Source organism: Bacillus sp. RC251 (genome assembly GCF_044908765.1).
Classification (GTDB): Bacteria; Bacillota; Bacilli; order Bacillales; family Bacillaceae_G; genus Bacillus_A; species Bacillus_A wiedmannii.
The window spans coordinates 1-21,729 of record NZ_JBIYDP010000023.1 but is presented as its reverse complement, the minus strand read 5'-3'; the positions used below and the strand labels follow the sequence as shown (position 1 = coordinate 21,729).

The window sequence follows — 21,729 nt, the reverse complement described above, 5'->3', positions numbered from 1 at the left end:
GAAGTTTTGTAATAAAAGAAAAAGAGAGGAGAATGCAAAATGAAAGAGCAAGTATTACAAGTAACAAAAGGTGACTTCGTAGGATCAGCAAGTGGGGCGGTAGTATTAACGGCATTAATCGTATTTCTATCAAGCGTATTAGTATAATAGAAGTTTTGTAACAAAAGAAAATAGAAGGGAGAATGAAAGATATGAAAGAGCAAGTATTACAAGTAACAAAAGGTGACTTCGTAGGATCAGCAAGTGGAGCAGTAGTATTAACAGCATTAATCGTATTTCTATCAAGTGTATTAGTATAATAGAAGTTTTAAATCATACAAAATGAAAGGAGAATGAGGAATATGAACAGTGAACAAGTGTTACAAGTAACAAAAACAGATTTATTAGGATCATTAGGTGGAGCGGTAGTATTAACATCATTTATTTTATTCCTTGCAAATGTATTAGTATGAGACATATAAATACAATCATTCAAAAAAAATAAAGACTCTAGCATATTAGTAAGTAGTTAATATGTTGGGGTCTTTTTTGTTTTCCTCTCCTCTCCTATATACCTTCAAGTATGAATATTCCCTCCGTCATGTAAAGAGAAAAAAGTCGAATTTTATATGTAAGAAAAAAAGAGGAATTTGACAGAAAAGATAGAAAATTTTAAAGGTCAGAATTTGTTAGCTTGCTAACTAATTTCTATTAATTAATGTTGGAAGCGTTTTCGATTGGTTTTAAGTATGAACCATTTAATCTATTTACAGGGGGATGAGGATTTTATGAAACAAAAATCTATGGATACGCTAGCTGCACAAATGGAGGACTTTTTTCCGGTACGTGATGTAGATCATTTGGAATTTTACGTAGGAAATGCAAAGCAATCAAGTTATTACCTTGCGAGAGCATTCGGGTTCAAAATTGTGGCTTACTCTGGATTAGAAACTGGTAACCGTGAAAAGGTATCTTATGTTCTTGTGCAAAAAAATATGCGTTTTGTTGTGTCTGGAGCTTTAAGTAGTGATAATCGTATCGCAGAATTTGTAAAGACACATGGTGATGGTGTAAAAGATGTTGCTTTACTTGTTGACGATGTTGAAAAAGCATATTCGGAAGCTGTGAAACGTGGTGCCGTTGCAATTGCTCCACCTGTGGAATTAACAGACGAGAACGGTACACTGAAAAAAGCAGTTATTGGTACGTATGGTGATACAATTCACACGCTTGTAGAGCGTAAAAATTATAAAGGAACATTTATGCCAGGATTCCAACAAGTGGAGTTTAATATTCCATTTGAAGAGTCAGGTTTAATTGCTGTAGATCACGTAGTTGGTAATGTTGAGAAAATGGAAGAATGGGTTAGCTATTATGAGAATGTTATGGGCTTTAAACAAATGATTCATTTTGATGATGACGATATTAGTACAGAGTATTCAGCATTAATGTCGAAAGTTATGACAAATGGAAGTCGTATTAAGTTCCCTATTAACGAGCCAGCAGATGGAAAGAGAAAATCGCAAATTCAAGAATATCTAGAATTCTATAATGGAGCAGGTGTACAACATCTTGCTTTATTAACAAGCGATATCGTTAAAACAGTGGAAGCGCTGCGTGAAAATGGCGTGGAGTTTTTAGATACACCTGATACTTATTATGATGAGTTAAGTGCGCGAGTTGGGAAAATTGATGAAGAAATTGATAGGTTAAAAGAATTAAAGATTTTAGTAGATCGCGATGAGGAAGGATACTTACTACAAATCTTTACGAAACCAATTGTAGATCGTCCAACTTTATTTATTGAAATTATTCAACGTAAAGGTTCTCGCGGATTTGGGGAAGGGAACTTTAAAGCATTATTTGAATCAATTGAAAGAGAACAGGAACGTCGAGGAAACTTATAAGATTTGTATCCACCAGCAAAAGTCTCTTTGCTGGTGGAAATTTCATTTTCATAGGGAGGAATCATGATGAAATTTGTTACATTTCGTCTTCCTTCGAAAGAAATGCGAGCTGGATGGCTTGAAGGTGACAAAGTAATTGATATGAATATTGCTAGTGATGGAAAATTACCTTCTTCTATGTTCGCCTTTTTAGAGAAAGCGGATGAGTATGTAGAAGTATTGCGTAATATGGAGAATCCAGAAAAGGGTATATATTCCTTAGAGGAAGTGCAATTAGCGGCGGCAATTCCTAATCCGAGTAGTATTCGGGATTTTTACGCGTTTGAACAGCATGTAAAAACGGCCCGCGGCCGGAGAGGGCTAGAGGTTGTACCTGAATGGTACGATATCCCGGTTTTTTATTTTACGAACCATCGTGCTGTAATTGGTCCGGATGATTTTGTAATTGGTCCGAAGAAATCTAAAAAGCTTGATTATGAGTTAGAGATCGCTTGCGTAATTGGGAAAGAAGGAAGAAATATTTCTCGTGAGCAAGCAGAGGAATACATTTTTGGTTATTGTATTATGAACGACTGGAGTGCAAGGGACTTACAAGCAACAGAAATGAAGGTAGGACTTGGTCCAGCAAAAGGAAAAGATTTTGCAACTTCATTAGGAGCGCACCTTGTTACGAAAGAGGAATTGGATGTTTATCGTAACGGTGACCGTTATGAGTTAGAGATGACTGCTCATGTAAATGGAAAGCTATTATCAAAGGGGAACTTCCAAGATATTTACTATACATTTGCTGAAATGATTGAACGTGCTTCGGAAGACGTTACGTTATATCCAGGCGATGTGATTGGTTCTGGGACAGTAGGAACAGGTTGTGTTTTAGAACTGGGTACGGAAGAGTGGCTGCAAGATGGGGATGTTGTAGAACTTACGATTACTGGTTTAGGTACGTTACGTAATACGGTCAAAAAAGAAATGGAAGCAGGTGATGGGCATGTTTTATCGTCACATGGGGGAGCTACCTCATAAACGACATGTACAATTCCGTAAAAAAGATGGGTCGCTTTATCGCGAACAGGTAATGGGAACAAAAGGTTTTTCTGGTACGCAATCTATTTTGTACCATCATTATATGCCAACGGAAGTAGGTCATGCGGCATTATCTCATTCTTGTCAGTTGCAGTATGAAGAAGATGTAGCTCTTGCTCATCGTCATTTTCGCACGAAAGAAAATAAAAAAACTGGCGATGCAGTAAGCGGAAGGAATTTTATGCTTGGGAATGAGGATTTATTAATTGGAGTAGTGGCTCCGACAGAAAAAATGGACTATTTCTACCGTAATGGTGATGGTGATGAAATGTTATTTGTTCATTACGGAACAGGGAAAATTGAAACGATGTTTGGAACGATTCACTATCGAAAAGGTGATTATGTAACAATCCCAATTGGAACGATTTATCGTGTTATTCCAGATGAAGGAGAGACTAAGTTTCTTGTTGTAGAGGCAAATAGTCAAATCACAACGCCGCGTCGCTATCGGAATGAATATGGACAATTGTTAGAGCATAGTCCGTTTTGTGAGAGAGATATTCGTGGTCCTGAAAAATTAGAGACGTATGATCAAAAAGGTGAGTTTGTCGTAATGACAAAGTCGCGAGGGTATATGCATAAACATGTTTTAGGGCACCATCCGTTAGATGTTGTTGGTTGGGATGGCTATTTATATCCGTGGGTCTTTAATGTAGAGGACTTTGAGCCAATCACAGGCCGTATTCATCAGCCACCTCCAGTACATCAAACGTTCGAAGGTCACAATTTCGTTATTTGTTCTTTCGTACCACGTTTATACGACTATCATCCAGAATCTATTCCGGCACCATATTATCATAGTAACGTGAATAGTGATGAAGTACTGTACTATGTAGAAGGAAATTTTATGAGCCGGAAAGGTGTGGAAGAAGGTTCTATTACACTTCATCCGAGCGGAATTCCTCATGGGCCGCATCCTGGGAAAACAGAGGGAAGTATAGGGAAGAAAGAAACACTTGAACTAGCTGTTATGATAGACACGTTCCGTCCGCTTCGTATTGTAAAGCAAGCACATGAAACAGAAGATGAAAAATATATGTATAGCTGGATTGAAGAAGGTTCACATACTGTGAAATAGGTAAAAAGAGGCATGCTCAATAAGTGAGCATGCCTCTTTTGTGGAATCGACATGTATAATAATACCAAAAAAAAATACGGAAAGATATATAGAAACAACGATAAGGATATTGTATGTTCCGAAAGATTTCTACTTATTTCGACAAAAGTATTGACTGGGGAAAATGCAATGAGTAAAATAAAAAAGCGAATTAAAAATTTTCAGAAAATTTAAAACTTGGAGGGGCATGCTATGAAGCAAATTTTTCAAAAGAAGCCTATTGCAAAGCTAATGCAAGAGAGTAAGCAAAAGACGTTAGCAAGAACATTGGGTGCATTGGATTTAACTATGCTTGGAATCGGGGCAATTGTTGGAACGGGTATTTTTGTCCTAACGGGCGTGGTAGCAGCAAAACATTCTGGACCAGCTATTATATTATCATTTGCGATAGCCGCGTTAGCCTGTGCCTTTGCTGCATTTTGTTATGCTGAATTCGCTTCTTCAGTTCCTGTCTCAGGCAGTGTGTATACGTACACATATGCGACGATGGGAGAGGTATTCGCATTTTTAATTGGATGGGACTTAATGCTTGAGTATTTACTCGCTACATCTGCTGTAGCAAACGGTTGGTCCGCTTATTTTCAATCTTTATTAAAGGGATTTGGGATCCATATTCCTACCATTCTCTCCTCGGCCCCTGGTACAGGAAAGGGTGGAATAATTGATTTGCCTGCGGTTCTAATTATTTTAGTAATGACAGTTCTTTTATCTAGAGGTGTTCGTGAAAGTGCACGAATAAATAACATTATGGTGTTTATTAAATTAGCGGTGGTTCTCATATTTATCTTTGCTGGTTTTAATTATGTAAAACCTGAAAATTGGACACCTTTTATGCCGTTTGGCTTAGATGGTGTAATGGCTGGAGCTGCTACAGTGTTTTTTGCATTCATAGGGTTTGATGCAGTTTCAACGGCAGCAGAAGAAGTGAAACGTCCACAACGTGATTTACCAATTGGCATTATTGCATCTTTATTAATTTGTACGGTTCTTTATATTGTTGTTTCACTTATTTTGACAGGAATTGTTCCATACGGACAGTTAAATATATCAGATCCAGTTGCTTTTGCACTTCAATTTATTGGACAAGATAGTTTAGCGGGAGTAATTTCAGTAGGAGCAATTACAGGAATCACAACAGTAATGTTAGTTATGATGTATGGGCAAGTACGTGTTTCGTATGCAATGAGCAGAGATGGATTATTGCCGAAGCGCCTTGCTAAAGTCCATCCAAAATTTAAAACACCATTTTTAAATACATGGACAACAGGAATTATTGCAGCACTTATTTCAGGATTAATAGATTTAAATGTGTTAGCGCATCTTGTAAATATGGGGACTTTATCAGCCTTTGCACTTGTAGCTGTTGCTGTTATTGTAATGAGAAGAACTCATCCGGATTTACCAAGAGCATTTAAGGCACCGCTTGTACCATTTTTACCAGCATTAACGGTGATTTTTTGTTTATATTTAATGCTTCAGTTATCCGGAACTGCTTGGATTAGTTTTGGGGTATGGATGGTTATCGGTATTGCGGTTTACTTCTTATATAGCCGAAAACATAGTGCTTTAAATAATAGTAAAGACGAAGAAGATGTAGCGAATTTATAAGTTGAAAAATCCATTCTAATTCTGTTAGGATGGATTTTTTGTTCTGAAAATTTACATTTTTCTGATTCTGTATATAATATAATTGTTGGGGAACTGAGGGGGGAATGTATGAAAAATACGTGGCGTGAGTTAAGGGAGATGGACCGAAACATATGGATTCGGTTTATTGGCGAAACGTTAAATGGAATTGCAATGATGATGTTGATGCCTTTTTTTGCCCTATATTTAAAAGATAAGGTGGATTCGTTATTGGAAGTAGGGGTTATTATGGCACTTTCTCCGATTGCCGCAAGTTTCGGTTCTCTTCTTGGTGGGAGGATTGCTGATATATATGGAAGAAAGCCAATAATGATTTTTTCAATGGTGAGTAATGCTTTGTTCATGCTAGGTTTTTTATTTATAGAAGGATTTATTCCTTATGCTATTTTATCTATTTTTTTAGGGCTCAGTAATTCATTATTCCATCCCGCTGCATCAGCAATGGTTGCGGATGTAACAGCGCCTGAAAAAAGAACAGAAGCATATGGTTTATTACGAATGGGGCACAATATAGGTGCTGCAATTGGCCCGATAATGGGTGCTTCAGTAGTTATGTTGTCGAAGAACCTTGTGTTTATTATTGCCTCGTCTACGATGTTATTTTATGCATTACTTGTATTCATTCTTATTCAAGAGACAATGCCAAAGAGTGCGACTAAAGAAGAGAATAAAGAAAAGGAATCAGAGGCGGTTTGGAAAATTGTAATGAGAGATAAGGCACTAATGATTTATTTGTTAGCAGGTATCATTATTTCGATGGGATTTTCTCAAACAGAGGGCATGTTGCCGCTGCACTTTGATAATGAAATGAAAGGCATTTTGGGAACTAACAATCCATATCCATATTTAATGGCTTTAAATGGACTATTAGTTGTGTTGTTCCAATTTCAAATTTCAAAATGGGCCACAGATAAACCTGTCGGAAAGACGATGTTATATGGTGCATGTTTGTTCGGAGTTGGTTTGTTCTTTATAGGATGGTTACCGAAGTGGTTTGGAGAATTTGATGCAAATGCTACGATTATTTTAATAACGTTGCTGTTCGTTTATGCCATATATACGTTAGGTGAGATGATTATGTCGCCTGTACAGATGACGTTTGTAGCGAATTTGGCCCCTGAGCACTTGAGAGGGACTTATATGGGAGCTGCCAGTTTGCAGTGGATTACAGGAGGCGCATTCGGTCCACTTCTTGGCGGTTTTTTATTGGATCGATTACTTGGCCACTTTCTATTTACAATTTTAGCTGTAGGATGTGTAGTTGCAGGTATTGTATATGTTTCTTTAGATCGTCTCGTTGAGCAAAGGCAAAAAGGCACACTGACGAAACAATCTTCTTAATGAGTAGATGACATACACAAAAAGGGGATTTCTACATATTTTAGGTACATAACTAGATTGGATTACAATTTTATCCCGCTATTTGTGGGCAGTAAGACTTCCACCTTAAAATTCGGCTAGAGATAACTGCCTGATTGGTGCAGGCTGATAATTAGTGGGGATGGCCCCTCGTTAATTAAAGTTTCACTGTATTTTAGAATTTAATTTTGTATATTTATGAAGAAAGTTAAGTAGAAAAAGTATAGAAAACCAATAAGTGGTGTCATTTAATTATTTGTGGAAGTTACATTTTATTTCAAATAGGAACTACCTATTTTTATAAAAAGTGCTAAAATAGAAAAATGAAAACAATTGGTTAGGGTGATTTCAGTGACAAAAATTAAATTAGGTTTATTATATGGTGGAAAATCAGCTGAGCATCAAGTTTCGCTACAAACGGCTCTTGCTGCTATTAAAGCGTTAAATCAAGATAAATTCGAGATTCATCCAATTTATATTACAGAACAAGGTCAATGGGTGCGCGGTGAGCGTATTGAAGGTGAAGTAACAGATGTTGAAGTTCTAAAAATGAGCGGTGCAGAAAATGCGATTTCTCCGTTATCATTAAGCACAGAAATCATTCCATCTGCAGCTTCTGAGGAAAATGCTATCGACGTTATTTTCCCATTATTACATGGACCAAATGGTGAAGATGGAACGGTTCAAGGATTATTAGAATTAATGAACATTCCTTATGTAGGAAATGGTGTTCTAGCATCTGCTGCTGGTATGGATAAAGTTGTTATGAAAAACATCTTTGCAGAAGCTGGATTGAAACAAGCGAAGTATGCATCGTTTATTCGTAGTGCATGGGAAAAAGATTGTGAAACAGCATATGAAAAAGTAGAAGAAGTTTTAGGATATCCTTGCTTCGTAAAACCAGCAAACCTTGGTTCAAGTGTTGGTATTAATAAGTGTAAAAATCGTGAAGAGCTTGAGAATGCATTTGAAGAGGCATTCCAATTTGACCGCAAAATTATTGTAGAAGAAAATATTGTTGGACGTGAAGTAGAAGTTGGTGTATTAGGTAATGATGAACCGAAATGTTCAGTTGTAGGTGAAATCGTACCGAAAAAGGACTTCTATGATTATAAGTCGAAATATATCGATGGCGATACAGCATTAATTATTCCGGCTGAAATGACAGAAGAAGAGTCTAATGTCATTAAGCGAGATGCGATTATTGCATTCCAATCGTTAGATAGTGCTGGCTTAACAAGAGCTGATTTCTTCTTAACGAAAGACGGAGAAGTATATATTAACGAAGTGAATACGATGCCAGGGTTTACGCCGTTTAGTATGTTCCCTCTACTATGGCAACATACTGGATTACCATATCCGGAATTAATTGAAGAGCTAATTCGTTTAGCGATTGACCGTCACGAAGAAAAACAAAAAATTAAATATACAATCTAACAAAAAAGGAGGAAGCACTATTCGCAGGAATAGTGCTTCCTCTATGTAAGGAGTGTTCTCATGATAAATCGAATGTTAAAACAAGTAGAACAGATGGTAAATGGTACGGGATTAGCAGAGCAATATGAGGGAATTACTATACAAGGAGTCTCTATTGATACGAGAAAAATTGAAAATGGAAACTTATATGTTCCGATTCAAGGTGAACGTTTCGATGGACATGCTTTTGTAGATAAAGCCGTTGAAAATGGAGCTGTGGCGACATTATGGATGAAGGATGTAGCAAATCCACCTGAGAATCTTCCTGTTATTTTTGTGGAAGACACGTTATCAGCATTACAAATGTTAGCGAAAAACTATCGCAATCAATTGGATGTGAAAGTTATTGGTGTGACAGGGAGTAACGGTAAAACATCTACAAAAGATATTGTAACAAGTCTTCTTGCAACTAAATTCAAAGTTCAAAAAACAGAAGGCAACTTTAATAACCATATTGGGTTACCTCTTACTATTTTAAACTTAGAAGAAAATACAGAAGTAGCTGTATTAGAAATGGGTATGTCCAGCCGAGGGGAAATTGAATTCTTATCTAAGTTAGCTCGTCCAAATGCAGCTATCATTACGAACATTGGTGAGGCACATTTAATGGACCTAGGCTCTCGTGAGGCAATTGCTGAAGCGAAATTAGAAATTGTGACAGGATTACAAGAAGGTGGAGTGTTCGTATATAACGGAGATGAGCCATTATTAACAAATCGTGTTCCTGAAATGAATTTAATAGCTGAAACAGTTACTTTTGGTGATGCTAGAGCAAATGATTACTATCCAACGACTGTAACATTACAGGCGACTGGGACACATTTTAAAATGAATAGAGAAGAGAATATTTCATTCTACTTACCAGTATTAGGAAAACATAATGTGTACAATACGCTTGCTTCAATGGCAATTGCGAAATATTTTGGTGTAACGTGGGAAGAGATGAAAGAAGGTTTAGTAACACTTCAAATGACAGGCATGCGTATGGAAATTGTAAAAACAAATAGTGGTTTAACAATTATCAATGATGCTTATAATGCAAGTCCGACAGCTATGGAAGCAGCATTCCACTTAATGAACGGTTTAGATGGATTTGCTAAGAAGATCGTTGTACTCGGTGATATGTTAGAGCTTGGAAATCAAGAAGTACAGTTTCATTATGAAGTCGGTAAATTAATCGATCCAGCAAAAATTGCATATGTGTTCACATATGGTAAATTAGGGGCTCAAATTGCTGAAGGAGCGAAAATTAATTTCCCTATTGAGCGTGTAAAAGCGTATGATAATAAAGAGGAGCTAGTAAAAGAGTTACAAGCAGTAGTTGATGTGAAAGATGTTGTATTAATAAAAGCATCTCGCGGCATGAAATTGGAAGAAGTAATTACGATGTTGAAATAATTGGTGTATATAAATAGGGATGATAGATGCGAAAATAGAAGAAACTTATAATAAGCGCTTACAGTAAATATAAAAAAATAAAAGTGAAGAAAAAAACTCTGAATATGAAAATAAGGTAACAGTTGGGTTTGCTTTTTGCACATACAAAACTTATAATTGATAAAGTGTAATAACGTTTAGAAGTATTTTCGCGAAGAATATACGCCCGTTTATATACGTGAGCATTCAGGAAAAGGGCTTTTCCGCAAATTCGGAAAACGCCTTTTTTTAAATGATAAGTATAGGATAGAAAAGGAGAAGTAACATTGACAACATTTCGAGAATTAGGATTAAGTGAGTCTTTACTACAATCTGTTGAAAGTATGGGCTTTGAAGAGGCTACGCCGATTCAAGCTGAAACAATTCCACATGCATTGCAAGGTAAGGATATTATTGGGCAAGCGCAAACAGGTACAGGGAAAACAGCAGCATTCGGATTACCACTATTAGATAAAGTGGATACAAATAAAGAAGCAGTTCAAGGTATTGTTATCGCGCCAACGCGTGAATTAGCAATTCAAGTTGGAGAAGAGCTGTACAAAATTGGTAAACATAAACGCGTTCGTATTTTACCAATCTATGGTGGTCAAGATATTAACCGCCAAATTCGTGCTCTAAAAAAACACCCACACATTATTGTTGGTACGCCGGGTCGTATTTTAGATCATATTAACCGTAAAACACTTCGCTTACAAAACGTAGAGACAGTTGTTCTTGACGAAGCGGATGAAATGTTAAACATGGGCTTCATTGAAGATATTGAAGCGATTTTAACAGATGTGCCAGATACACATCAAACATTATTATTCTCAGCGACAATGCCAGATCCAATCCGTCGCATTGCTGAGCGTTTCATGACTGAGCCTCAACACATTAAAGTAAAAGCAAAAGAAGTAACAATGCCAAACATTCAGCAGTTCTATTTAGAAGTGCAAGAAAAGAAAAAGTTTGACGTGTTAACACGCTTATTAGATATTCAATCTCCAGAGCTTGCAATCGTATTCGGTCGTACAAAGCGTCGTGTTGATGAATTATCAGAAGCATTAAACTTACGTGGTTATGCAGCAGAAGGTATTCACGGTGACTTAACACAAGCGAAGCGTATGTCTGTATTACGTAAATTTAAAGAAGGTGCTATTGAAGTTCTTGTTGCAACAGACGTTGCTGCACGTGGTCTTGATATTTCAGGCGTAACACATGTATATAACTTCGATATCCCACAAGATCCAGAATCATACGTTCACCGTATCGGTCGTACTGGCCGTGCAGGTAAAAAAGGTATTGCAATGTTATTTGTAACACCACGTGAATCAGGACAATTAAAAAATATCGAGCGCACTACAAAACGTAAAGTTGATCGTATGGAAGCACCGACACTAGACGAGGCATTAGAAGGTCAACAACGTTTAATCGCTGAAAAACTTCAAAGCACAATTGAAAATGATAATTTATCATACTACAAGCGTATTGCAGAAGAAATGTTAGAAGAGAATGATTCTGTAACAGTAGTAGCTGCTGCTTTAAAAATGATGACAAAAGAGCCAGATACAACTCCAATCGCTTTAACGTCAGAACCACCAGTTGTTTCAAGAGGTGGCGGTTCTAAAAAACGCGGCGGTAACGGAGGCGGATACCGTGATGGTAACCGTAATCGTAGTCGTGACGGACGCGGCGGTGGCGATGGTCGTAACCGTGATCGCAATCGTGATGGTGGTAGCCGTGGTGGCGATGGCCGTAACCGTGATCGCAATCGTGATGGTGGTAGCCGTGGTCGTAAAGGTGAAGGTCAAGGTCGCCCTGGATCTTCAAATGGACGTGGCGAAAGAAAACATCATAGCCGTCCACAAGCTTAATAAAAAAGAGAATGCCCTTTGCTGGCATTCTCTTTTTTTATTTCTGTAATTGTACATACTACATAATAACTTGTGTAGAAAAGAGGTGCTACATGCTTGTAAGACTTGGATATGTTGCGATGAGTGTACATTTAAAGAATGCATCTCCATCTCAAACGATGACATATGCGCAGTTTCAACGAATTGGTGATCGAGAGGCTGCAATTCGTAAACTCGAAAGAATTGCTAATTCGAATTTAGAAAATTGTTTACGGTTATTAAAGCATAATAAAGGGCATGATATATCTTTCTTTCGGCTTAGTTCCAAGCTTGTTCCTTTAGCGAATCATGAGGAGTTGTTAGAGTGGAACTATATTCGCCCCTTAAAAGAAAATTTAAAAGTACTAGGTGATTACGCTATTCGAATGAATATGCGTATTGATTTTCATCCAGATCATTTCGTTGTGCTGAATTCACCTGAAGAGAATATTTTTAAACAATCTGTAAAGACATTGCAGATGCATAAAAAATTATTAAAAGGTATGGGGATTGAACATAAGCAACGATGCGTATTACATGTGGGTGGAGGTTATAAAGATAAGGAACTCGCATTAGAACGCTTTATAGAAAATTGGTCAAGTGTTCCAAGAAGTATCCAAGAGATGGTCATATTAGAAAATGATGATACGACCTTTTCTTTAGAAGAAACATTGTATTTAGGTGAAAAATTAGATATTCCAGTCGTGTTTGATTTGCATCACCATATGATGAATAATGATCGAGAAGATTGGCATGAAGATTGGGCGCGTGTTGTACATACGTGGGAATCGTCTTTGTTACCAGTGAAAATGCACATTTCTAGTCCTAGAGAGGGAAAAGACCCGAGAGCGCATGCGGACTTTATTGATGTAGATACTTTTTTATCTTTTTTAAAAAAGATAAAGGGAAGTGTTCCGCAAATTGATTGTATGATTGAAGCGAAGAAGAAGGATGAGTCTTTATTTCAACTAATGAGAGATTTAAGTAAACAAACAGATGTAGAAATTGTCGATGGTGCGAGCTTTTATATTAAATAAGCTCTGCACCATCGAATTTTTTTGTTAATAAAGGAGTGCAAATACCACCAATAATCAATCCTGTTAAATGGCTTATAGGGTTAGCGGAGGGATTGAAGAAAGTGAATAGTAGTAATATACATATCATGATTGAAAAAATAGCAATGTCTCTTGGATTGGAAGAACGATATCGACTATACAATAGAAATAATTGTGCACCTAGCAATCCGAAAATACCACCAGATGCCCCGGCATGAATATATTCAAGAGGCATAATGAGATAAGAAGAAATATTTCCAAGAATTCCAGAAAGGAAAAAAATAATGATGAAAGAAAAGTGCCCTAGTTGTTTTTCAATAGAAGAGCCAAGCACAAATAAACAAATACTATTAGAAAGGAAATGTTGTAAGTCTACATGTACAAGTAAGGAAGTTATGAGACGCCACCATTCTCCTTTACCGATATATTCATTGTAGGATGCCATGGGAAAGAGAAGAAAGTCGCCTAACATAATCATGACTAATTGTATGAGAAGTAAAGCGATGACGATTGGTTGTAAGGAAATGCGGGCAGAAGGTATTAGCATGTTGTGAGTATCACTCCTTTTGCATCAGAAAGATTCTCTGTTATTCTTACAATATGAAAAAAGAAAGCTAAATAGAAGAAGGGGATTTTGAAATGATTGTAGGGATTGGAATCGATATTATTGAATTGAATCGAATTGAAAAAATGCTAGATGGAAAACTTAAATTTATGGAGCGTATTTTAACTGAAAGTGAACGTAATGTTGCTAAGGAGCTGAAGGGAAGTCGCCTTACAGAGTTTGTAGCTGGAAGATTTGCAGCGAAAGAGGCGTATTCAAAAGCGGTAGGAACTGGTATTGGAAAAGAAGTAAGTTTTTTAGATATTGAAGTAAGGAATGATGATAGAGGTAAGCCAATTCTCGTTACAAGTACAGAGCATATTGTTCATTTATCAATTAGTCATAGTAAGGAATTTGCTGTTGCTCAAGTTGTTTTAGAAAGCTCGTCACGCTAGTCTGCATATTTTATATCTTTGTCTCATATATTTGATGTAGCGATAAGGAAGGTACATCTTCCATTCATTTATAGGGGCAAAGGGGCTGAAGTGATGAAAAGGCGTCTGTTTTTAGTTCTTGTCGGTTTATTAACCGTTTTTGTGTTGGCGGGTTGTATGGAAAAGAAACAAGATGATGTTGTGAGAGATTTAGAGGCGAAAGTAAAAGGGATGAAAAGTTATCAAGCTGAAGCAAAATTATCTATTAAAACAGGGAATGAGCCTCAGGAGTACAAGGTAGAAATATGGCATAAGGAACCTTCTTTTTATCGTGTGAATTTGCAGAATGCGAAAAAAGATCAAAGCCAAATTATTTTAAGAAATGAAGAAGGGGTATTTGTATTAACGCCAGCACTTAATAAGAGTTTTCGTTTCCAAAGTGATTGGCCGCAAAATAGTAGCCAGGCTTATTTATATGAATCCCTTGTGAGAGATATTTTGCAGGATAAGAAAAACCTTACTTTTGAAAAAACAGATAAGTATTATATTTTTAAAACAAAAACAAACTATCAACATCAAAACATGTTGCCGAAACAAGAGATTACATTGAAGAAAAGTGATTTAACACCAGTTTCGGTGAAGTTAATGGATAATGATCAAAATGTTCTTGTGAAAGTAGATTTCTCAAAAGTGAAATTTGATGCGAAATTTGATAAAGGTGCATTTGATACGAAACAAAATATGTCTAGAGCGCAAGTAGATGTTCAAACAACAGCGAAAGAAGACAAACCATTTGCTATTTTGTATCCGCGTGATACGCCGCAAGGTATGGTTTTGAAAGATGAAAAAGAGTTGAAGACAGACAGTGGCAAGCGTGCGATACTCACATACACTGGAAGTAAGAAATCCTTTACTTTGATACAAGAAAAGGCAAAAGTTGCAGAGGCTTCGTCAGCGATAAGTGTGAGCGGAGAATTGGTTGATCTTGGCTTTACAATTGGGGCATTGACGAAAGATTCTTTAACGTGGTCGCATAACGGAGTAGAATATATGCTCGTGTCTAAAGGTTTAGAGCCGAAGGAGCTATTAATGGTTGCTCGTTCAGTTACAGAGAAGCAAGTGAAGTAAACTTCTTAGACGTGGTGATATATGTGCACCACGTCTTTTCTTAGTTTGAAGGGTGGATTTCATAAAAGAAGCATATAAAAGAATAAGCTTCGCATATCGTGTATAAGGAAGTGTATTTATGGAAGAAGCACCATTTTACCGTGACACTTGGGTGGAAGTGGATTTAGATGCGATCTATAACAATATTACACACATTAAAGATTTCATTCCAAGTGATGTAGAGATTTTTGCTGTAGTCAAGGCGAATGCATATGGACACGATTATGTACCGGTAGCTAAAACGGCATTAGAAGCAGGGGCGACAAGGTTAGCGGTTGCCTTTTTAGATGAAGCTCTAGTGCTTCGAAGGGCTGGTATTACTGTGCCGATTTTAGTGTTAGGTCCTTCCCCGCCTCGTGATGTCAATGTAGCTGCTGAAAATGATGTAGCGTTAACTGTTTTTCAAAAAGAATGGGTGGATGAAGCGATCAAACTTTGGGATGGTTCATCTACAATGAAATACCATATTAATTTCGATAGTGGTATGGGGAGAATTGGAATACGCGAACGAAAAGAATTAAAAGCATTTTTAAAGAGTTTAGAAGGTGCGCCATTTTTAGAATTAGAAGGAGTTTATACACATTTTGCAACAGCGGATGAGGTGGAGACTTCTTACTTTGATAAGCAATATAACACATTTTTGCAGCAGTTAAGTTGGTTGAAAGAGTTCGGAGTGGATCCTAAGTTTGTCCATACAGCTAATAGTGCTGCAACGCTACGTTTTCAAGGGATTACATTTAATGCAGTACGAATTGGCATTGCGATGTATGGGTTATCTCCGTCTGTAGAAATACGCCCTTTTTTACCGTTTAAATTAGAACCAGCGCTATCACTGCATACGAAAGTTGCTCATATTAAACAGGTGATTAAAGGGGATGGGATTAGTTATAACGTCACTTACCGAACGAAAACGGAAGAATGGATTGCAACTGTTGCGATTGGATATGCAGATGGGTGGCTTAGAAGATTACAAGGGTTCGAAGTGCTTATAAATGGTAAAAGGGTACCGATTGTAGGTCGAGTAACAATGGATCAATTCATGATACACCTTCCTTGTGAAGTGCCGCTTGGTACGAAAGTTACACTCATTGGAAAACAAGGTGATGAGTATATTAGTGCTACTGAAGTTGCTGAATATTCTGGGACTATTAATTATGAAATTATTGCAACGATAAGCTTCCGTGTGCCGAGAATATTCATACGGCACGGCAAGGTTGTAGAAGTAATCAATTATTTGAACAATATATAGAAGGTAGTATGGTTTGCTTCTTGTCATTTGAGAGGACTGTTCATTGGTTAAGAATAAGCTCATTTTTGATGAGAAGCTTTTTACTTATCATTACTTTTAACATAATTTAACGTGAATTTTGCTGGGAAACTCTTTCGTTTCTTGTTTGTAATAAGATAAAAATAAAAGAATATGAATGTTTTGTTTGTGAATTGGAAAACATAAGCAAGGAATAAGGAAGTCTTTGCAACAGGCTCCATACAATGGTATTATTACAATAGGTGTCATATATATATTTGGGTGTGTAGTTGACGGTGGAGGTGTATTTTTGTGTCCGAATCAAGTGTAACTACTGAAATCGTGGTTCGGTTGCCAAAGCAAATGGTAACGGAATTGGACGGAATTGGAAAACAAGAGAATAAGAATCGCCATGAACTAATTTGCCAGGCAACACAACTGTTATTGCGTCAACATAAGACGAAGAAACGCTACCAACATGAATCAATGCGACGTGGGTACATTGAAATGGGAAAAATTAATCTTGGTATTGCATCGGAAGCTTTCTTAGCAGAGTATGAAGCAGCTCATACAGTAGAACGCTTAGTTAGCGGGGGGTAATATTTTGATTGTAAAACGCGGCGACGTGTATTTTGCAGACCTTTCCCCAGTTGTTGGTTCTGAGCAAGGAGGCGTTCGTCCGGTTCTTGTCATTCAAAATGACATCGGAAATCGTTTTAGTCCAACGGTGATTGTAGCGGCTATTACTGCACAGATTCAAAAAGCTAAATTACCCACTCATGTGGAAATTGATGCGAAAAAGTACGGTTTTGAGAGAGATTCTGTTATTTTACTTGAGCAGATTCGAACAATCGATAAGCAGCGCTTAACGGACAAAATCACTCACTTAGATGAAGTGATGATGATTCGTGTAGATGAAGCGCTACAAATTAGTTTAGGACTAATAGATTTTTAAATCGGCAGTTTAAGTTGCTCTCTTTACAGGGCAACTTTTTTTTATTATAGAGGAGGTTACGGTTGTATATGGAAATGGTAGATAATCGACAAGCGTTAATGAAAATGTTAGTGAAGGAATTAGGCTTTACCGAAAAGCAAGTTCGTCATGTTATTCAATTAACAGAAGAAGGTAACACAGTTCCATTTATTGCTCGTTACCGAAAAGAATGGACAGGCTCTTTAGATGAAGTGCAAATTCGTACAATTTTAGAGAGATGGCAATATATGATGCAGCTTGAAGATAGGAAAGAAGAGGTTCTTCGTCTTATTGATGAGAAGGGGAAACTGACAGGAGAGTTACGTCAGCAAATTGTTAAAGCTGTAAAGTTGCAAGAAGTAGAAGATTTATATCGTCCATATAAAGAGAAAAGAAGAACGAAAGCAACGATTGCAAAAGAAAAAGGACTAGAGCCGTTAGCTGAATGGTTATTGTTATATAAGAAAGAAGATCCAAATCAGAAGGCAGTGGAGTTTATTAACGCAGAGAAAGAAGTGCAATCTGCAGAAGAAGCATTACAAGGTGCCCAAGACATTATTGCAGAAATCGTTTCAGATGAAGCAGCTTATCGTAGTTGGATTCGGAATGTTACTTTTAGAAAAGGTGTTATGTCTTCGTCCGTAAAAGATGAAGAGAAAGATGAAAAGAATATATATGAAATGTATTACAGTTATGAAGAACCGTTGCAGAAAGTAGTGCCGCATCGTGTATTAGCGATGAATCGCGGTGAGAAAGAAGATATATTGAGAGTTTCTGTTGTTCCACCAGTAGATGAGATAGTAACTTTCTTATATAAGAGAGTAATTCGTGATAACGATTCTAAAAGTGTACATTATGTAAAGTTAGCAATTGAGGATGGTTATAAACGATTAATTCAATCCTCCATTGAAAGAGAGATTCGAAAAGAATTAACAGAAACAGCTGAGGAACAAGCGATACATATTTTTTCTGAGAACTTACGTAATTTGTTATTACAACCTCCAATGAAAGGAAAGGTTGTGTTAGCTTTAGATCCTGCATATAGAACGGGTTGTAAATTAGCTGTTGTAGATGATACTGGGAAGGTTCTATATATTGATGTTATTTATCCGCATCCACCTGTTCGTAAATATGAAGATGCAAAAACGAAAGTTCTTTCTATTATAGATAAATATCAAGTTGAAATGATTGCGATTGGGAATGGTACAGCTTCTAGAGAATCGGAAGAATTTATAGTTGATGTATTACAAAATGTGAAACGAGAAGTCTTCTATATTATTGTGAACGAAGCTGGTGCGAGTGTGTATTCGGCCTCCGATTTAGCTCGTGAGGAATTTCCAAATTTACAGGTTGAAGAAAGAAGTGCTGTTTCTATTGGGAGACGTCTGCAAGATCCACTTGCTGAACTTGTGAAGATTGATCCGAAATCAGTTGGGGTTGGACAATACCAACATGATGTATCTCAAAAGAGGCTGAATGAATCATTAACATTTGTAGTAGAGACGGCAGTTAACCAAGTCGGTGTGAATGTAAATACAGCTTCAGTTGCGTTATTGCAATATGTTTCGGGTTTATCGAAAACTGTTGCGAAAAATATTGTGGCAAAGCGTGAAGAAGAAGGGAAATTTACAAAACGAACAGACTTAAAGAAAATACCGCGTCTAGGTGCGAAGACATATGAACAATGCATAGGTTTCTTACGTATATTAGAAGGGGCAAATCCGTTAGATCGAACGGGTATTCATCCAGAACAATATAAAAATGTTGAATTGTTATTGAAGAGTCTAGGGTTATCAAAAGATGACGTAGGGCAATTGCAATTACAAAAGAGCTTAGAAGAAGTGGAGATTTCTAAGTTATCGCAAGAAACGGGAGTTGGGGAGCCGACATTAGTTGATATTATAGATGCGCTCATTAGTCCAGAGCGAGACATGAGGGATGAGTTGCCTAAACCGCTTCTGAAAAAAGGGATTTTGAAATTAGAAGATTTAAAACGTGGTATGGAACTGGAAGGAACAGTTCGTAACGTTGTTGATTTTGGTGCTTTTGTTGATGTAGGTGTAAAACAAGATGGTTTAGTACATATTTCTAAACTAAGCAAACAGTATGTGAAGCATCCGTTAGATATTGTATCTGTCGGACAAATCGTCAAGGTATGGGTAGATGATATTGATACGAAAAAAGGTCGCGTTGCACTATCCATGTTGCCGATTGAATAGTAAGAGGAGAGAGCAGATGAAACTGCTCTTTTTTTATGGGATAAAACGTGTAATGGATTATGAGCTTTGATGTATTTTGCTATAATAAAACCAGCATTCATTTAGTAATTTAATTTGATACCGGTTTTTTTCAAAATATGCGCGTTGCATTTGTTTTTTTAGCCACGTAGGCATAGGAATCCCTCCTTGTTTAATCCTACTCTCAAAAATGTAAGGTACTATTGATGAGAGGTTGGTGAGTGGATTTCTATTCATGCTATATTTTTAGAAACCACGCTTCTTGAATGAGGATGGGTATATGTACTATTTAATATATGTATAAGGGAGGAGAAAAGTGTAAAAATATTTTTTAGTTTAGGAGGAATGAGAGTGGATGAGCAAGAAATACAGCGTCTGGTGGAAGAAGTATCACTACAATACTTCGGAATGCCATTTTTACATAGAGCTATGTTCAATAGTAGGTTGCGTACAACTGGTGGACGTTATCTATTGAATACACACAATATTGAACTGAATTATCGATATTACGAAATGTATGGGAAAGAAGAGTTAGTCGGAATCATTAAACATGAGCTTTGTCATTATCACTTACATATTACAGGAAGGGGCTATAAGCACCGGGATAGAGATTTTCGTGAATTGTTAAAAGAAGTTGATGCGCCACGCTTCTGTAAACGAATAATTAATGAAGAGAAGGAAAAAAAGGTTTATACGTATGAATGTATGGGCTGTTTGCTTCAATATGTAAGAAGACGTCAAATAAATACAAAAAGATATGTCTGCGGAAAGTGTAAAGGGAAACTGAGCCTGATAAAGAAAACATCTTGACAGTGAAAACGCAATCCAGTATATTATAAACATGTCACGTTTGTACAAGATGTTGAGAAAAACATCTTGACTTACGATAAGAAATTTTATAAGATACAAATTGTCTTTATTATTCCGCAGTAGCTCAGTGGTAGAGCTATCGGCTGTTAACCGATCGGTCGTAGGTTCGAGTCCTACCTGCGGAGCCATACAGAGAAGTACCCAAGTGGCTCAAGGGGCTCCCCTGCTAAGGGAGTAGATCGCTAACGCGGTGCGAGGGTTCGAATCCCTTCTTCTCTGCCATACATACTGGCCCGTTGGTCAAGTGGTTAAGACACCGCCCTTTCACGGCGGTAACACGGGTTCGAATCCCGTACGGGTCACCACTTCGGAGGATTAGCTCAGCTGGGAGAGCACCTGCCTTACAAGCAGGGGGTCGGCGGTTCGATCCCGTCATCCTCCACCATATAAATTATATAAATAGTATCATCGCGGGGTGGAGCAGCACGGTAGCTCGTCGGGCTCATAACCCGAAGGTCGCAGGTTCAAATCCTGTCCCCGCAACCAAATGGTCCCGTGGTGTAGTGGTTAACATGCCTGCCTGTCACGCAGGAGATCGCCGGTTCGACCCCGGTCGGGACCGCCATTTTAACTTCTGCTATTTGGCAGTTGTTTTTTATTGGACATTATGTTACAATAACATTTGTCTTTGAAAAGAAGATGAATATTTCGATGGGCTATAGCCAAGCGGTAAGGCAACGGACTTTGACTCCGTCATGCGCTGGTTCGAATCCAGCTAGCCCAGCCATTTACGAGCCATTAGCTCAGTTGGTAGAGCATCTGACTTTTAATCAGAGGGTCGAAGGTTCGAATCCTTCATGGCTCACTTTTGTTTTTTCCGCGCGGTCGTGGCGGAACGGCAGACGCGCTAGGTTGAGGGCCTAGTGGGGGAAACCCCGTGGAGGTTCAAGTCCTCTCGGCCGCATCAAAAAATCTTTTTAAAAAGTACTTGCATTTGAAAATGTAGTATGATAAGATAATTGAGTCGCCAAAATACAACGACGAAAAAACATCATGAATAAGCGCCCGTAGCTCAATTGGATAGAGCGTTTGACTACGGATCAAGAGGTTAGGGGTTCGACTCCTCTCGGGCGCGCCATAACGGGAAGTGGCTCAGCTTGGTAGAGCACCTGGTTTGGGACCAGGGGGTCGCAGGTTCAAATCCTGTCTTCCCGACCACGCGGGTGTAGTTTAGTGGTAAAACAAGAGCCTTCCAAGCTCTGGTCGAGAGTTCGATTCTCTTCACCCGCTTTTAGTTCTTTGAAAACTGAACGAAACAAACAACGTGAAACGTCAATTTTTATTTTTAGATGCTAGACAAACTAACTTTATTGGAGAGTTTGATCCT

21 protein-coding genes and 12 tRNA genes are annotated in these 21,729 nt (G+C 37.7%); 31 read left to right on the top strand and 2 right to left on the bottom strand.

Annotation, left to right across the window (positions count from 1 at the left end; genetic code table 11):
* Window positions 1–39: 39 nt before the first annotated feature.
* From ABH961_RS29530 to uvsE, 12 genes are all read left to right on the top strand, one after another.
* Window positions 40–147: a DUF3948 family protein gene (locus tag ABH961_RS29530; RefSeq protein WP_000664237.1), complete on the top strand. Its 108-nt coding sequence runs from the start codon at window positions 40–42 to the stop codon at window positions 145–147.
* Window positions 148–182: 35 nt separating this feature from the next.
* Window positions 183–299 carry a DUF3948 family protein gene (locus ABH961_RS29525; RefSeq protein WP_000654250.1) on the top strand — a complete coding sequence of 39 codons (117 nt, stop codon included), beginning with the start codon at window positions 183–185 and terminating at the stop codon, window positions 297–299.
* A 42-nt stretch (window positions 300–341) separates the two neighbouring features.
* Window positions 342–452, top strand: coding sequence for a DUF3948 family protein (locus ABH961_RS29520; RefSeq protein WP_001083700.1), 111 nt, complete (start codon window positions 342–344; stop codon window positions 450–452).
* A 315-nt stretch (window positions 453–767) separates the two neighbouring features.
* Window positions 768–1,886 carry a 4-hydroxyphenylpyruvate dioxygenase gene (gene hppD / locus ABH961_RS29515; protein WP_098079219.1) on the top strand — a complete coding sequence of 373 codons (1,119 nt, stop codon included), beginning with the start codon at window positions 768–770 and terminating at the stop codon, window positions 1,884–1,886.
* A 66-nt stretch (window positions 1,887–1,952) separates the two neighbouring features.
* On the top strand, window positions 1,953–2,909 hold the full coding sequence (locus ABH961_RS29510; protein ID WP_098079216.1) for a fumarylacetoacetate hydrolase family protein: 957 nt from the start codon (window positions 1,953–1,955) through the stop codon (window positions 2,907–2,909).
* The gene (locus ABH961_RS29505) at window positions 2,875–4,047 is read left to right on the top strand and encodes a homogentisate 1,2-dioxygenase (RefSeq protein WP_048542891.1); all 1,173 of its coding nucleotides are present in this window, start codon (window positions 2,875–2,877) and stop codon (window positions 4,045–4,047) included. The genes ABH961_RS29510 and ABH961_RS29505 overlap by 35 nt, the downstream gene beginning before the upstream one ends.
* Window positions 4,048–4,278: 231 nt before the next feature.
* Window positions 4,279–5,694 (top strand): branched-chain amino acid transporter BcaP, encoded by a 1,416-nt coding sequence (gene bcaP / locus ABH961_RS29500; protein ID WP_098079214.1) that lies wholly within the window; start codon window positions 4,279–4,281, stop codon window positions 5,692–5,694.
* A gap of 108 nt (window positions 5,695–5,802) precedes the next feature.
* The gene (locus tag ABH961_RS29495; RefSeq protein WP_098079211.1) at window positions 5,803–7,074 is read left to right on the top strand and encodes an MDR family MFS transporter; all 1,272 of its coding nucleotides are present in this window, start codon (window positions 5,803–5,805) and stop codon (window positions 7,072–7,074) included.
* Between the two features lie 369 nt (window positions 7,075–7,443).
* Window positions 7,444–8,529 (top strand): D-alanine--D-alanine ligase, encoded by a 1,086-nt coding sequence (locus ABH961_RS29490; RefSeq protein WP_098048829.1) that lies wholly within the window; start codon window positions 7,444–7,446, stop codon window positions 8,527–8,529.
* A 60-nt stretch (window positions 8,530–8,589) separates the two neighbouring features.
* Window positions 8,590–9,966, top strand: a complete 1,377-nt coding sequence (gene murF / locus ABH961_RS29485; RefSeq protein ID WP_098079207.1) for a UDP-N-acetylmuramoyl-tripeptide--D-alanyl-D-alanine ligase — start codon at window positions 8,590–8,592, stop codon at window positions 9,964–9,966.
* A 305-nt stretch (window positions 9,967–10,271) separates the two neighbouring features.
* Window positions 10,272–11,858, top strand: coding sequence for a degradosome RNA helicase CshA (gene cshA, locus ABH961_RS29480; protein WP_000206596.1), 1,587 nt, complete (start codon window positions 10,272–10,274; stop codon window positions 11,856–11,858).
* A 92-nt stretch (window positions 11,859–11,950) separates the two neighbouring features.
* The gene (gene uvsE, locus ABH961_RS29475; protein WP_048542883.1) at window positions 11,951–12,913 is read left to right on the top strand and encodes a UV DNA damage repair endonuclease UvsE; all 963 of its coding nucleotides are present in this window, start codon (window positions 11,951–11,953) and stop codon (window positions 12,911–12,913) included.
* Here uvsE and ABH961_RS29470 read toward each other — a convergent pair.
* The gene (locus tag ABH961_RS29470; RefSeq protein ID WP_098079204.1) at window positions 12,906–13,478 is read right to left on the bottom strand and encodes a rhomboid family intramembrane serine protease; all 573 of its coding nucleotides are present in this window, start codon (window positions 13,476–13,478) and stop codon (window positions 12,906–12,908) included. The two genes, uvsE and ABH961_RS29470, sit on opposite strands and share 8 nt — an antisense overlap.
* 92 nt (window positions 13,479–13,570) lie before the next feature.
* On the opposite strand from ABH961_RS29470, the gene acpS reads away from it, so the two are divergent.
* The 6 genes from acpS to ABH961_RS29440 all read left to right on the top strand — a co-directional run bounded on the left by acpS (window position 13,571) and on the right by ABH961_RS29440 (window position 19,514).
* Window positions 13,571–13,930, top strand: a complete 360-nt coding sequence (gene acpS / locus ABH961_RS29465; protein WP_000635044.1) for a holo-ACP synthase — start codon at window positions 13,571–13,573, stop codon at window positions 13,928–13,930.
* A gap of 156 nt (window positions 13,931–14,086) precedes the next feature.
* Window positions 14,087–15,037, top strand: coding sequence for a LolA family protein (locus ABH961_RS29460; RefSeq protein ID WP_002096914.1), 951 nt, complete (start codon window positions 14,087–14,089; stop codon window positions 15,035–15,037).
* 118 nt (window positions 15,038–15,155) lie between these two features.
* Entirely contained in the window at window positions 15,156–16,325 is a 1,170-nt protein-coding gene (gene alr, locus ABH961_RS29455) for an alanine racemase (RefSeq protein WP_088061745.1), read from the top strand.
* A 309-nt stretch (window positions 16,326–16,634) separates the two neighbouring features.
* Window positions 16,635–16,922 (top strand): antitoxin EndoAI, encoded by a 288-nt coding sequence (locus tag ABH961_RS29450; protein WP_000004570.1) that lies wholly within the window; start codon window positions 16,635–16,637, stop codon window positions 16,920–16,922.
* A 4-nt stretch (window positions 16,923–16,926) separates the two neighbouring features.
* Window positions 16,927–17,277 carry a type II toxin-antitoxin system endoribonuclease NdoA gene (ndoA, locus tag ABH961_RS29445; protein ID WP_000635963.1) on the top strand — a complete coding sequence of 117 codons (351 nt, stop codon included), beginning with the start codon at window positions 16,927–16,929 and terminating at the stop codon, window positions 17,275–17,277.
* Window positions 17,278–17,345: 68 nt separating this feature from the next.
* The gene (locus ABH961_RS29440) at window positions 17,346–19,514 is read left to right on the top strand and encodes a Tex family protein (protein ID WP_048542878.1); all 2,169 of its coding nucleotides are present in this window, start codon (window positions 17,346–17,348) and stop codon (window positions 19,512–19,514) included.
* A gap of 57 nt (window positions 19,515–19,571) precedes the next feature.
* Here ABH961_RS29440 and cmpA read toward each other — a convergent pair whose 3' ends face one another.
* Window positions 19,572–19,688 carry a cortex morphogenetic protein CmpA gene (gene cmpA, locus ABH961_RS29435; RefSeq protein WP_001143642.1) on the bottom strand — a complete coding sequence of 39 codons (117 nt, stop codon included), beginning with the start codon at window positions 19,686–19,688 and terminating at the stop codon, window positions 19,572–19,574.
* Window positions 19,689–19,883: 195 nt separating this feature from the next.
* On the opposite strand from cmpA, the gene ABH961_RS29430 reads away from it, so the two are divergent.
* The 13 genes from ABH961_RS29430 to ABH961_RS29370 all read left to right on the top strand — a co-directional run bounded on the left by ABH961_RS29430 (window position 19,884) and on the right by ABH961_RS29370 (window position 21,632).
* The gene (locus tag ABH961_RS29430) at window positions 19,884–20,342 is read left to right on the top strand and encodes a SprT family protein (protein WP_048542876.1); all 459 of its coding nucleotides are present in this window, start codon (window positions 19,884–19,886) and stop codon (window positions 20,340–20,342) included.
* 113 nt (window positions 20,343–20,455) lie between these two features.
* Window positions 20,456–20,530 (top strand) — tRNA-Asn (locus ABH961_RS29425).
* 3 nt (window positions 20,531–20,533) lie between these two features.
* Window positions 20,534–20,624, top strand: a tRNA-Ser gene (locus ABH961_RS29420).
* 8 nt (window positions 20,625–20,632) lie between these two features.
* Window positions 20,633–20,707: transfer RNA gene (locus tag ABH961_RS29415), tRNA-Glu, on the top strand.
* Window positions 20,708–20,711: 4 nt separating this feature from the next.
* Window positions 20,712–20,787: transfer RNA gene (locus ABH961_RS29410), tRNA-Val, on the top strand.
* A gap of 24 nt (window positions 20,788–20,811) precedes the next feature.
* Window positions 20,812–20,888 (top strand) — tRNA-Met (locus tag ABH961_RS29405).
* A gap of 3 nt (window positions 20,889–20,891) precedes the next feature.
* Window positions 20,892–20,967, top strand: a tRNA-Asp gene (locus tag ABH961_RS29400).
* Window positions 20,968–21,054: 87 nt separating this feature from the next.
* Window positions 21,055–21,129: transfer RNA gene (locus ABH961_RS29395), tRNA-Gln, on the top strand.
* A gap of 5 nt (window positions 21,130–21,134) precedes the next feature.
* Window positions 21,135–21,207, top strand: a tRNA-Lys gene (locus tag ABH961_RS29390).
* A gap of 16 nt (window positions 21,208–21,223) precedes the next feature.
* Window positions 21,224–21,306, top strand: a tRNA-Leu gene (locus ABH961_RS29385).
* Between the two features lie 97 nt (window positions 21,307–21,403).
* Window positions 21,404–21,480 (top strand) — tRNA-Arg (locus ABH961_RS29380).
* Window positions 21,481–21,483: 3 nt separating this feature from the next.
* Window positions 21,484–21,560 (top strand) — tRNA-Pro (locus tag ABH961_RS29375).
* A gap of 1 nt (window position 21,561) precedes the next feature.
* Window positions 21,562–21,632, top strand: a tRNA-Gly gene (locus ABH961_RS29370).
* The last annotated feature ends 97 nt before the right edge of the window (window positions 21,633–21,729 follow it).

Bases quoted from the DNA above. Each gene is read 5' to 3' on its own strand.
- ABH961_RS29440 (WP_048542878.1), top strand. From the start codon at position 17,346: ATGGAAATGGTAGATAATCGACAAGCGTTAATGAAAATGTTAGTGAAG.
- ABH961_RS29510 (WP_098079216.1), top strand. From the start codon at position 1,953: ATGAAATTTGTTACATTTCGTCTTCCTTCGAAAGAAATGCGAGCTGGA.
- ABH961_RS29460 (WP_002096914.1), top strand. From the start codon at position 14,087: ATGGAAAAGAAACAAGATGATGTTGTGAGAGATTTAGAGGCGAAAGTA.
- ABH961_RS29520 (WP_001083700.1), top strand. From the start codon at position 342: ATGAACAGTGAACAAGTGTTACAAGTAACAAAAACAGATTTATTAGGA.
- murF (WP_098079207.1), top strand. From the start codon at position 8,590: ATGATAAATCGAATGTTAAAACAAGTAGAACAGATGGTAAATGGTACG.
- acpS (WP_000635044.1), top strand. From the start codon at position 13,571: ATGATTGTAGGGATTGGAATCGATATTATTGAATTGAATCGAATTGAA.
- cmpA (WP_001143642.1), bottom strand. From the start codon at position 19,688: ATGCCTACGTGGCTAAAAAAACAAATGCAACGCGCATATTTTGAAAAA.
- ABH961_RS29470 (WP_098079204.1), bottom strand. From the start codon at position 13,478: ATGCTAATACCTTCTGCCCGCATTTCCTTACAACCAATCGTCATCGCT.
- uvsE (WP_048542883.1), top strand. From the start codon at position 11,951: ATGCTTGTAAGACTTGGATATGTTGCGATGAGTGTACATTTAAAGAAT.
- ABH961_RS29505 (WP_048542891.1), top strand. From the start codon at position 2,875: ATGTTTTATCGTCACATGGGGGAGCTACCTCATAAACGACATGTACAA.
- alr (WP_088061745.1), top strand. From the start codon at position 15,156: ATGGAAGAAGCACCATTTTACCGTGACACTTGGGTGGAAGTGGATTTA.
- hppD (WP_098079219.1), top strand. From the start codon at position 768: ATGAAACAAAAATCTATGGATACGCTAGCTGCACAAATGGAGGACTTT.
- bcaP (WP_098079214.1), top strand. From the start codon at position 4,279: ATGAAGCAAATTTTTCAAAAGAAGCCTATTGCAAAGCTAATGCAAGAG.
- ABH961_RS29525 (WP_000654250.1), top strand. From the start codon at position 183: ATGAAAGATATGAAAGAGCAAGTATTACAAGTAACAAAAGGTGACTTC.
- ABH961_RS29530 (WP_000664237.1), top strand. From the start codon at position 40: ATGAAAGAGCAAGTATTACAAGTAACAAAAGGTGACTTCGTAGGATCA.
- ABH961_RS29495 (WP_098079211.1), top strand. From the start codon at position 5,803: ATGAAAAATACGTGGCGTGAGTTAAGGGAGATGGACCGAAACATATGG.